Source organism: Thermus neutrinimicus (assembly GCF_022760955.1).
Classification (GTDB): domain Bacteria; phylum Deinococcota; class Deinococci; order Deinococcales; family Thermaceae; genus Thermus; species Thermus neutrinimicus.
Window position 1 is genome coordinate 1 of sequence record NZ_JAKTNU010000028.1, and the last position, 10,621, is coordinate 10,621.

Sequence of the window (10,621 nt, forward strand, 5' to 3'; positions counted from 1 at the left end):
ACCCCCGCATAAACCCCACACTCCTTGAGGCCTAGGATCCCGGGCCTTTCCCCAGCATAATCTTGCCGCGATCCTGGGGCTTTCCCCGCAAGCCTATGCACCCGGCCCCCGGTTTTCCGGCTTCCTGACGGCCTTTCTTGCGCGAAAGGTGGCTTTCGTGCACCTACCCCCCTGGAAGGGCCTGAGCGGGCTTTTGAGGCGGGGGGGGAGAGGGGGTCAAGGGGGAATAGCCCCCTCCCCCACCCCCGGCCTTCTAGGGGCCTTAGGGCGGGCCGTGGGCCCCTCGGGGGTGCGGTGTGGCCTCACCGAGAATCTCATGGAGAGGTGCGGCGGGGAACGAAGATGCGGGACCAAAAGCCCGGGCCTTTTCCGAGGAACCGTAGAAGTGCAAGTTTCAGCTGGCTTTCTCGCAGAGGACAGCGCCAGAAGTTTCTAATAATCGAGGAGCCGGCCGCTGCGCCTTCCCCAGCTATAACTGTGGGCAAATGCCACGCCGCCAACCAACACCCAAAACACGGTTACAGCCAGTAGCGGCCCGAACCCCTCTCCTAGAAAAACCCTAACCGCCCATTCCAAGGGATTCAGCGTGTTCAATGTGCGTAAGGCTAAGGGTAACTTTTCCCCTGGCACGAAGAACCCGGAAAAAAGGAGAAGATAAAAGGTGAGCATCTCGGTAAAGCTCCCCACTTGCTTGTAGCGCAGTGAGGCTGCGAGCAACGAAAGGCCGAGCCCCCAAACGCCTGTCAGCGCCAGCAAGCTGGCGGCCAGCGCTTCCGGCCCGAGGCCAGCCAGCGAAACACCGCTCAGCCTAGCGTAAACTGCTAGGGCAGCGACCCAGGGCAGGGCCATCGAAAGCTCAGCGAGGGAGAGCGCAACGACAAGGGCCGCGGGGGAGTGGGGCGAGGCGAGCAACCGGCCTAGCGTGCCCAGATAAGCTTCCTCCAGAAAGAAGTTGGCCATCCTTGCCAGCAAGTGCGCGGCGAGATACCAGAGTAAAAATCCGGCTACGTAGGCCGGTCGCGCTGAATACCCCTGGCTGGTATACAGAATGGCGGTAAAGAAAAACACCTTCACTAAAAGTCCAAGCGCATAATCGGTAAAATAGCGCCTCTGAAGGGCAAAGCTGCGTGCCAGAAAAGCGCGAAAAAGGGGAGTCACCGGTACACCTCCAAAAGCCAATTCCGGAGCGTTTCTGGGTCATGGACCCCTTTGGCTGCGAGATCCGAACGAACCGCGATCTCGCGAACTTCACCTCCTTTCAGCACTATGAAACGGTCGGCAACTTCCCAGGCCAAAACCGGGTCGTGCGTGGTAATGAGAACCGTGGGGAGTTCCTTGATACGCGCAATGAGGTCGTTTTGCGATTGGAGATCGAGCCCCAAGGTCGGTTCATCGAGGACATAGGCCGCAGCTTCCTGTATCAGGGTGCTGGCAAGGGCGAGTCGCTGTTTCTGTCCACGCGAGAGGTTCTGGGCCAACCGGTCTCTCGCTTCCCCCAGACCAAACGCGGACAGCAACTCTAAGCCTTTCTCACGGATGGTGCGTTCGGGGACACCCGCGAGCCTGCCGTAAAAAAGCAAGTTCTCCCAGGCTGTCAGGTATCCGTAGAGGTTCTCGGCCTCCTCAAAAAGAAAGCTTAGCCAGCGCCGTTTGCCCGGAGTAGGGCGGCTTCCGAACACCTTAAGCTCGCCGGCATCTGGTTCCACCAACCCAGCGATGATCTTCACCAACGTGGTCTTGCCTGCCCCGTTCGGACCGAGGAGAACTACCCGCTCCCCCGTCCGCAGGAAAAAATCTACTCCCCGGAGGGCAGGTGTCCCCCCGGGGTAGGTTTTCACGACACCTTTAGCTTCAACGACGTACGGCTGCCCCTTCGTTGATGAGACCGCCACGGCCCTCAGTCTTGTAGTAGAGATCCGTCGAAATCGCCGTACTGTAGACAAATCGCTGAAAGGCCCCCAGGAAACCCGTCAGAAGGGCGAGGTATGTGGAGCGTATGGGAACCTCACCGTCATCCACCGCCCGTACCCAAACCCGGGGATCGTGCGCGCTGCTCTCGAGCCGATCCTTGGATTCCCTTAGAGCATCGAGGTAGGGTCCAAAGTACTCCTTGACTTTGGCGAATTGCGCCTGTTCCTTCTTGAAGGTTTCCACGAGGTTTTGTGCTTTGATCGCACTGGCCATTTCATCAAAGAGAACTGTGTTCAAATCAAGTAGCACCTTTCCTGAAAGCTCTTTGCGAAGCACATCAGGTTCGAGCTTTGGAGCCAGCGGGTTACCCGGATATTTCTCAATAGCGATGTCTTCGAGCATCATGGTGTAAGCAGCATCAATGTCGCGCAAGCGCTGCTTTGCGGTTGCCGCAAGGTCCAGGCTCTGGTTGTGGTGAGAAAGTGCCTCGTCGTACGAACCGTTAAATGCTGCAATGATGGCTTCCTCATATGCGGTGTTCGCAGCGAGAAGGGTTTCAAGCGTCATACCAACGACCCGACTCACACGAGCTGCGGAAGAAACGAGCATTATCTTTTTGGTCGGTTTGTGATTGATTCCACCCGTACCCTAACTGTTGCTCTCCAACATGAGAATTTGGTGAGCCATGGAAGGGGGCGCGGGTGCGGCTTCCCGGTGAGGCCCCTTGTGGTGCGCTTCATGGCCCGGAGGCCCCACCTCCTCCCCGCCTCCTGGGGCTTGGTCCTGGTCCTGGGGGTGGTGGAGTGGGGGAGGCTTGGGAGAGGCGGTCCTGCGCCTGCCCTTCCTCCCTCGGAGCTCTCCGGGGCCTCTCCCGCCCCCCTAGGCGGCCCTGGGGGCCACCTCCACCTCCCTGCCCGGCAGGAGGAGGCGGACGGGCCTCCCCTCCAGGAAGAGGGCGTAGACCAGGGGCCAGCCCTCGGGGTTAGGGGCCTCCCGGGCCCAGGCCAGGGCCTTCGCCGCCACCTCGGGCTCGTCCAGGGGGAGGAGGACCAGGCGGTAGGCCTCGGGGAGCTCCTGGAGGAGGCCTGCCTCCAGGAGGTGGTCCATGAGGATCCCGTCCAGCTCGGCCAGCCTTTCCGCGGGGTTCACCACGCTTACCTCCCCTGGGCCTTGGCGGCCCGGTAGGCCTCAATGTACTCCTCGGCCCGCTGGGAGAGCTCCTTCTCCGCCACCTTCGCCGCCCTGCCGGGATCCTCGGGAAGGTCCACGGGCTCGTGGGCGGCGACGCGGTTCCGGTCCCGGTGGGCCCTGCCCCCTGCGGTGTCGTAACGGGCCACCCAGACCCAGCGGCCGTCTTCGGGGTCCCACCACTCCAGCTGCACCGCCCAGGAGCGCAACTTCCCCCGCTCCACCTCCAAGGTGACCCGGAGGCGCCGGTCGGGGCCGATGACCACTTCCCGCCTACGGACCATCGCCCCAAGTTACCTTCTTCTCCCGGTCCTTAAGGGACCTAGAAGGCCTTCCACCCGAAGGGGAGTGCCTCCTGCCCCTCCCCCGGGCTTCCCAGGGCCCTGGGACTGGTGGTGGAGTGGGCCTCCCTGCACCGGGAAGCCCTCCTAGAGAACTGGGAGCGGGCCCGGCGGGGCGAGCCCCTGAGGCCCATCCCACCCCTGGAGTAGTCTGGAGGGGATGGTGGTGGAAGTGGTGGAGGCCAGGCCCCTGGAGGTCTTAAAGCTCCGGCTCCGCTTCTCGGACGGGAAGGAGGGGGTGGTGGACCTTTCGGCCCTGGAGCTTCCCGGGCTCCTCTCCCGCCTCCGGGATCCCGGCTTCTTCGCCCAGGTGCGGGTGGACCCGGAGCTCGGGGCCCCGGTCTGGCCCGGGGGGCTGGACCTGGACCCCCTGGTGCTCTACGCCCAGGCCCTAGGCACCGGGCTTCCCCTGCCGGCGGAGGCCTCGGGGGCCTAGGCCCTCTTTGCGCGAAGGCGAACTTTCGCGCAGGAAAGGGCGAAAAGCGACCAAAATGACCCCTCGGACCGCATAGGCTTGCCGGGGATCCAGGGAAGACCTGGGGGGTTTATGCACCCCACCCCCCGGGATCTCCGGGGGGTGGGAAGGGCATGGACTTGCAAAAGACCACCTCTCCCGGCCTCTAAGGGCCCTAGAAGGCCGCCCCCTCGAGGGCCAAGGGGAAGTAGCCCCCCACCCCTTCCCCGGCCTTCCAGGGGCCTTCCAGGCGGCTTGAGGGGCAAACAGAAAACCCCGGCTGAGGTGTCAGCCGGGGGTGGGGGATAAGGGTGTCCCCCTGTAAGGGTGGGCTTCTCGCCCTGAGATTCGTGTCCTTCCGGGCCCGCAGGCCCTTCCGGCCACCGCCCGGGAACCCCCCGCGGGGAGCTCCGGGCTTCCCGTCTCCCGGTTTCTGGGCCCGGGAACGCCCCCTCCTGTACGGCCGGAGGACGCCGTGGCTGGCCCGTTTGGCCGGCCTTCGCCGCCACGGTTAGGCCCGTGGCCGCCACGCTCCCCCCTGTGGCCAGGATCCACCTCCTCCCGGAGGCTTCCCCCGGTGGGGGTAAGCGCCTGTGGTCGTGATCGTCAACGTCCCCTCGGGTACTCCATCTTCCCCTCGGGATCCCTCTCCCGGTTGTCGGGGCAGGGGTTGCCCCCCGCCCCCGAAGCGGTGCCGAGGCCCCCTGGGGTGGAAGCCCCAGGGTAAGCCGGTCTGCCCTTTCCTAGGCCCTTAGGCCAGGTTCCACCACGGCGGGTACGGGGCCCCCACCGCAGCTTCCCCCCTCGTACTCGGGCAGTCTCCCCCTCTCGCGCGCCGGGTTTTCGCCGCCGCCTCGGGAGGCCTGGCCTCCGTACGCCGCACGGCTACTCCCCACGGCTCACCTGTCCCCCTTCGTCCCTGCTGCCACAGGTCCGGGGTCCAGGCCGAGAGGTTCCCCCGTTAGACCGCGGTACCTGCCACCTTCCCGCCTTCGCTATGCCCTGGCCGCTTGCGTGGCCCTTTCCCCCTACGAGGTTCCGGAGCTCGGGGTACTCCGGGCACGGCCAAGGCTTCACGGACCCCAGGCGGGGGGCTCGGAGCAGAGGGGGAGTCGCACCCCCCCCGTTACAGGCCTAGCTATCGTGCGCCCCAGGTTATCCGGTGCGGGTCTCCCCTCCCGTTTTCCCTGGTCAGCGGGGCCTCCAGTCTCCCTCAGCCCCCTGGTGCCTCGCGGCACCCTCAGCACCGGCCTGCTCCGCACACGTGATGGGGCTATGGGTTCACCCCATCCCGTGGCCCGGACTTTCACCGGGTTTCCCGCGGTCAGCCCTGGGGGTTCGCCCCCAGGACCCTTTCCGGGTCGCCCAACCGTCGCCCCCGATCCCTCGGGGTATGTGGATTGCGGTCGAACCGGAGGCTGTGCCCCCGGAGCGCCGCGTTGAGTGCGGGGCGAGCCAGGATTTTCCCCCGGCACCCCGCTTCCCCGGCGTTCACCATCGGAGTGGCAGCTCCTAGGCTACTTGTCCGGCCCCGGCACCACCCGGGTTAGGGTTCACCACCAGCCTACGCGGCCCCCCCGCCCCAGGTCAAGCGGGTTGCCCAAAGGAACCTCACTAAGAGCCAGGGAACGCCCGGGAACGCGTGAAATAAAGGGCATCCTCTTTACAATCCCCCGCCCCCCGCGCTACCCTACACCTCAAAGGAGGCCGCCATGTCCACCCTGTCCCGCCTGGAGAAGCGCCTAAAGGAGAAGGCCAAGCCCCGCCTCGAGGAGCGCCTCACTCTGCGCCTGGATCCCGCCACCCATAGCGCTCTGGAAGCCCTCGCCAGGGAGCACGGTATGACGCTTTCCGAGCTCGCCCGAGAGGCCCTGACGATGCTTGCGGAGGAGTACCGAGCTAGGGCGACAAAAGAGAAGGCGCAAGAGCCGCCTAACGAGCAACCCGAAGAGCCTTCCGACACGCCCCCCTCCGACACGCCCTCCCTCTTCTCCGGGGCCGCCCAGGAGTAGACCGCCATGACCGACCCCGAGGACTACCCCCTCCTCAGGAGCCAGTCCGCCCTCCTGGCCCAGGCCCTGCGCCTGGTGAGCCGGGACGGGTACACCTGGTGGCAGGTCCAGACGGCCCCCGTGGAGAAGGTCTTGGCCGCCGTGAAGAAGCTGGACGAGAAACACGCGGTCCTCATCGCCCCCAAGGCCCGGGCCATCCGGAAGGAGGCCCGCCTCCCCGTGGCCCACCTCCTCCTGGCCCCGGTGAGCGTCATGCCCCCGGAGGACCCTCCCCCCACCTGGCCCATGCTCCTCCTGGCCACCCAAGAGCTCCCCGGGGAGAGGATGCAGCGGGTGGAGGACCGCCCCCTTACCTGGGTGGCGTGGAGGAAGGAGGCCTGGCGGGCCACGTACGTGCTCAAACCGGACCAGCGTGGGCGGTGGACATGGTTCCTCACCAAGGAGTTCCACCGGGCTCTCCTAGAGGAGGCCCTGGCCTACGCCGCCGAAGGGGACTGGAGGGCCCTCGTGGGCCACATGAAGGCCCTGGGGAACCTGCCCATGTTCAGCGGGGTGTGGAGCCAGGTCCAGGAGATCCGCCGCAGGGTGCAGAAGCTCTGGGGGGACCGGCACCTGCGGGATCCCTCGGGCCAATGGAAGGCCCCGCCCTGGCGGAAGGCCGTGGAGGCGTGGCCCAAGGCCCCCCTCTCCCCCATCGGGATGCGCCTCTACCCCGAGGAGCCTCCCCGGACCCTCGGGGAGTGGTGGGAGGCCCACCGGAAGGGGGGCGGAGGGTGATCCGGCGCCTCGCCGGGGTCCTCTGGGCCCTGGCCCAGACTCTCCCCGACCCCGAGCGGGACCCCGACCTGGGGCCCTTCTGCACCTACCTGCGCCAGAAGTACGGCCGCCACGCCCTGGACCTCTCCCCCGAGGTCTGGGAGGAGGGGCTTTTGGAGCTCATCGCCGAGACCATCGCCGAGGGGTGGGACCGGTACGGGGCCCCCTCGGCCGCCCGGGATCCCGAGGGGGAGGGGTACATCGCCAGCGCCGAGGTGGGCCCGGAAACCATCCTCGCGCGGGGCCAGACGAAGCGGGAGGCCTACCGGGAGGCCCGGAGGGCGTGGGTGCGGCGGCTTTTGGGGTAGACGGGACGGTCCAGCTGGAGTGACTGGATCCCAAGGAGGGCTGCTTTGTCTGGGTGGCCTGGTCCGGCACGGCCGGAGGCGGGGTCCATCGGGACCGGAGCCGGATCGCCCGCCACGAGCTCATGCCCCACCTTTCCCCCACCTCCGGGGAACACCTGAACTGAGCCCGGGATGACCTCCTTGCCCGGGCCTGGGAGTCCATTGAGGCCTACGGCCGCGAAGGCCGAGGGGAGGGAGGCGTGGTGAGGAACCCCATGGAGCTGAGGATTGGCCGCGTGCACGGCCTCTTCGTGGATCACCTCCTGCGGGATCCCGGGTTGCGGGGGACCCTTCCCCACCCCTGTCCTGGTAGCCCTGGACCCCTCGGGCCCCGAGCTGATGGCCTATGCCCTGGAGGCGGCCAGGGGGACCCTGGTCTACGCCCCCTTCCAGGGAGGGCCCCATCCTGCCCGACCGGGCGGCCTAGGCCCCCGCCTTCTCCCAGGTGGGGAGGGCCTCGAGGAGGAGGCGGGAGAGGGCCCTGGGGTCCGAGAGGCGCCGGCTGGCGTCCAGGATCTCAATCCCCAAGAGCCTTCCCTCCCTGTCCCAGTCCAGGGCTACCCCCGGGGCTACCTCCTCCACGGTGGCGGGGCCCTCCCCGAAGGCGATGTAGAGGGCATCGGCTTCCGGGTCGTAAGTGATTCGCATGCTTCCTCCTTTCAGAGACCCCCCTTGGGCAGGAAGTAGACGTAAACGGTGATGACCACTAAGGCGTCCTCTTCCTCCACGAAGATGGGCCGAACCTGCTTGGCATTGTAGCGCCGACCGTTCCACTCCCCCGCGAAAGGGAACTCTAGGGTGGCGCTCCACCTTCCCTCCAGGGCTGGCGCCCAGGGGGCTTCCCGTATGGCCCGCTCCACCTCTTCCTGGGTGGCTCCTCGGGCGAGGCGCATACGAGCGTGGGCGGTGAGCCGGACGGGCTTCTCCCGCACGCCCCTGAGCTTACCCAAGGAGGGCCGCCTTTGTCTGGGTGGCCTAGGCCCTTCGGTGCGCCCTTCCGGAATCGCCCCAAGGGGGTGAGCGCCCGCTCAGCGCCGGGGGTGAGCGGTAAGCGCTCACCCTGAGCGCCTGGGTAGACTGCGGTCATGGACCACTCGGAAGGGGAAGACCTCGGCCAGACCCTCCTGCCCCCCCACCTGGCCGCCCGGGCCCTGGGGGTCTCCCCGGCCACCCTCCGGCGCTACGCCGCCCTGTGGGAGGGGGTGGTGGGCCCCCTGCCCCGGGACCCCCGGGGGGGCCGGCTCTGGCCCAAGGAGGCCCTGGCCCGCCTCCAGGCGGCCCGGGAGGCCCACCTGCGGGAAGGCCTCCCCCTGGAGGAGGCCCTGGCCCGGGTCCAGGGGGACTTCCCGGCCGCCGGCCTCGCCCTCCCCTCCGAGGGGGAGGCCCTGGCCCTCCTCCGGGCCCTGGCCGAACGGCTGGAGCGGGTGGAGGGGGAACTCCGGGCCCTGCGGGAGGAGAACGCCTGCCTCAGGGAGGCCTTGAAGGCCCTGGAGCCCCCGGTCAGCGAAGCTACCTTGAGGAGGCGGCCCTGGTGGCGGTTCTGGGGGCGGTGAGCCAGGGGGTTCGCACCTGGCCCGCCTACGCCTTGAGCTTTGGGGAAGCCTTTCCTTGGGGTTCTTGGGAACCTGGCCCTGGGAGCTTGCCCTAGAATGGGGGTTATGTGCAAAGACCCCGGCCGGATGAACAGCCGAGGCCTCTCCTCCCCAGGAGGCCTCCATCCTAACCCGGCCGGGGGAAGGAGGCAAGCGTGGAAACTCCAATCCGGCCGGGAAGCCTTCATCACGAGGAAGCCCGTAAAACCCTTGCCAGCATTCTGAACCTCCTCCAGAAGGACCGCGCCCTGGGGGAGAGGGCCCTCTCCCTCTTCGCGGCCTTCTACGGCCTCCCCCTGGAGGCCCTTCGCGCCCACCTCCTGGCCCCTCCCCCCCGCTCGGAGCGGGCCCGGGAGGCCTTCCAGCGGCCCTACCTCGCCCACTTCGCCCAGACCCTCCCCCGCTACCCCTACGCCACGGACGATCCCCAGGCGGGGGTGCGCGTCTACAAGCGGGAGAACGCCCTCAAGAGGGTCCACGTCCAGGTGGGCCACTACCCCCACGCCGTCTTGCGGCTCGTGGTGGACGTGGACCTTCCCTGGCCCCAGGCGGAGGAGAGGCTTCGTGCCCTCCCCCCCTCCCTGGTCCTGGTCAACCCGCGATCGGGCCACTTCCACGCCTGGTACGAGCTGGACCCCATCCCCCTCAAGCCCCCGCCCGGGCGGGAGGAGAGCCTGAAGGGGGCCCTGGCCCTCCTGGCGGAGGTGGAGGCGTTGCTGGAGGCCTACTACGGGGCGGACCCCAGCTACAACGGCCTCCTCTCCCGGAACCCCTTCCTCCACCCGTCGGAGTGGACCTGGGGCGGGGGGAAGCGGTGGAGCCTGCGGGACCTGCACCGGGAGCTCCGGGGGCTCCTCCCTTCCGGGAGGCGCAAGCGGCTGGATCCGGGGCTGGCCTCCTACGGGCGGAACAGGACCCTGTTTGACCGCCTCCGGGCGGAGGCCTACGCCCAGGTGGCCCTCTTCCGGGGGCATCCCGGGGGCCGGGAGGCCTTCCGGGCCTGGGTGGAGCAGAGGGCCCACGCCCTGAACCAGGCCCTCTTCCGGGACCACCCCAAGGGGCCCCTGAGCCCCCGGGAGGTCCACCACACGGCCAAGAGCGTGGCGAAGTGGACCTACGACCGCTACCAGGGCGGACGGGTGTACGCGGTCTCCTCCACGGGGCGGCCGGACCGGAGCCGGCTTTCCCCCCAGGCCCGGGCCCTCATCCCGCCCCTGCAGGGCCAGGGGCTCCAGGAGGCGGTGCGGGAGGGCGGAAAGCGGCGCGGATCCCGGCGGAGGAAGGAGGCGGAGGAGAGGCTGGTGGAGGCCCTCAAGCGCCTCCAGGCCCGGGGGGAGAGGATCACGGCCACGGCCTTGGCCCGGGAGGCGGGGGTGCACCGGAACACCGCCGCCAAGTGGCTGAAGAGGATGCGGCAGTAGCGTCCAGGACGGCGCAAACCCCCAAAAGTGCACACAAGCTGGTGGCTATCAGAGTATACAGGCGGGGGTGCGGGGGGTGCGCCCCCCGCCGGCCCCGAAGGGGCCGTATAAGCAAGCTGAGATAGTCCCCGTAGCGTAGCTAACGGCTAAAGTCCCCCCTCTTTTTCCGCAAACTGCAAAAATTCCCTTTTCCTTTGGGTAGATAACCCGAGATCCGAGAGAAAGTGAGATACCTCACATATTTACCCCACCCACGCGCGATTTTCGCCGTCCAGGACGGCAAAAACCCCGACTTCCCCCCTCGAGGACCGCCCCTAAAACGGCTTTTAAGGCGGGGGGTGGGCGGGGGGGCACCTTCCATACCCCTCCCCCCGCCCCCCGGCCTTCTAGGGGTCTTAGGACGGGCCAGGGACCCCTTCCCGGGGGAGGGTGGGACCCGGAGAAGAGGGAGGCCGGGCCTCTACTCGGGGCGGCGGGGGAACCCCCGCATAAACCCCACACTCCTTGAGGCCTAGGATCCCGGGCCTTTCCCCAGCATA

At 67.6% G+C, this 10,621-nt stretch carries 13 protein-coding genes; 6 read left to right on the forward strand and 7 right to left on the reverse strand.

From position 1 onward, the window contains the following. Window positions 1-432 precede the first annotated feature (432 nt). The 5 genes from L0C59_RS10590 to L0C59_RS10610 form a co-directional block, all read right to left on the reverse strand. On the reverse strand, window positions 433-1,158 hold the full coding sequence (locus tag L0C59_RS10590; RefSeq protein WP_038054955.1) for an ABC transporter permease: 726 nt from the start codon (window positions 1,156-1,158) through the stop codon (window positions 433-435). Next, entirely contained in the window at window positions 1,155-1,892 is a 738-nt protein-coding gene (locus L0C59_RS10595; RefSeq protein ID WP_181409406.1) for an ABC transporter ATP-binding protein, read from the reverse strand. Before L0C59_RS10595 ends, L0C59_RS10590 begins: the two co-directional genes overlap by 4 nt. After that, window positions 1,852-2,478, reverse strand: coding sequence for a hypothetical protein (locus L0C59_RS10600; protein WP_011279291.1), 627 nt, complete (start codon window positions 2,476-2,478; stop codon window positions 1,852-1,854). The genes L0C59_RS10595 and L0C59_RS10600 overlap by 41 nt, the downstream gene beginning before the upstream one ends. A gap of 312 nt (window positions 2,479-2,790) precedes the next feature. Then, window positions 2,791-3,063 carry a DUF5647 family protein gene (locus tag L0C59_RS10605; RefSeq protein WP_015618048.1) on the reverse strand — a complete coding sequence of 91 codons (273 nt, stop codon included), beginning with the start codon at window positions 3,061-3,063 and terminating at the stop codon, window positions 2,791-2,793. Between the two features lie 2 nt (window positions 3,064-3,065). Continuing rightward, entirely contained in the window at window positions 3,066-3,383 is a 318-nt protein-coding gene (locus L0C59_RS10610) for a DUF7718 family protein (RefSeq protein ID WP_093008633.1), read from the reverse strand. A gap of 217 nt (window positions 3,384-3,600) precedes the next feature. Here L0C59_RS10610 and L0C59_RS11165 point away from each other — a divergent pair, with 217 nt between their 5' ends. The 4 genes from L0C59_RS11165 (at window position 3,601) to L0C59_RS10630 (ending at window position 7,030) form a co-directional block, all read left to right on the forward strand. Then, complete coding sequence (locus L0C59_RS11165) at window positions 3,601-3,876, forward strand: DUF2442 domain-containing protein (RefSeq protein ID WP_015618050.1); 276 nt, start codon at window positions 3,601-3,603, stop codon at window positions 3,874-3,876. A gap of 1,730 nt (window positions 3,877-5,606) precedes the next feature. Then, the gene (locus L0C59_RS10620) at window positions 5,607-5,906 is read left to right on the forward strand and encodes a ribbon-helix-helix domain-containing protein (RefSeq protein WP_243091312.1); all 300 of its coding nucleotides are present in this window, start codon (window positions 5,607-5,609) and stop codon (window positions 5,904-5,906) included. Window positions 5,907-5,912: 6 nt separating this feature from the next. Then, the gene (locus L0C59_RS10625; RefSeq protein WP_243091313.1) at window positions 5,913-6,683 is read left to right on the forward strand and encodes a hypothetical protein; all 771 of its coding nucleotides are present in this window, start codon (window positions 5,913-5,915) and stop codon (window positions 6,681-6,683) included. Next, the gene (locus L0C59_RS10630) at window positions 6,680-7,030 is read left to right on the forward strand and encodes a hypothetical protein (RefSeq protein ID WP_243091314.1); all 351 of its coding nucleotides are present in this window, start codon (window positions 6,680-6,682) and stop codon (window positions 7,028-7,030) included. The genes L0C59_RS10625 and L0C59_RS10630 overlap by 4 nt, the downstream gene beginning before the upstream one ends. Window positions 7,031-7,492: 462 nt before the next feature. On the opposite strand, the gene L0C59_RS10635 is transcribed toward L0C59_RS10630, so the two are convergent. Then, the gene (locus tag L0C59_RS10635; RefSeq protein ID WP_234559284.1) at window positions 7,493-7,717 is read right to left on the reverse strand and encodes a DUF2283 domain-containing protein; all 225 of its coding nucleotides are present in this window, start codon (window positions 7,715-7,717) and stop codon (window positions 7,493-7,495) included. A gap of 11 nt (window positions 7,718-7,728) precedes the next feature. Further along, window positions 7,729-8,001 carry a DUF4258 domain-containing protein gene (locus L0C59_RS10640; RefSeq protein ID WP_152024493.1) on the reverse strand — a complete coding sequence of 91 codons (273 nt, stop codon included), beginning with the start codon at window positions 7,999-8,001 and terminating at the stop codon, window positions 7,729-7,731. Between the two features lie 153 nt (window positions 8,002-8,154). Between L0C59_RS10640 and L0C59_RS10645 the strand changes: the two genes are divergently transcribed. Both L0C59_RS10645 and L0C59_RS11170 read left to right on the forward strand, forming a co-directional pair. Then, a complete protein-coding gene (locus L0C59_RS10645; RefSeq protein ID WP_071678292.1) occupies window positions 8,155-8,622 on the forward strand; it encodes a MerR family transcriptional regulator in 468 nt (155 codons plus the stop codon). A 194-nt stretch (window positions 8,623-8,816) separates the two neighbouring features. Then, entirely contained in the window at window positions 8,817-10,082 is a 1,266-nt protein-coding gene (locus L0C59_RS11170) for a primase C-terminal domain-containing protein (protein WP_341474752.1), read from the forward strand. Window positions 10,083-10,621: the final 539 nt, after the last annotated feature.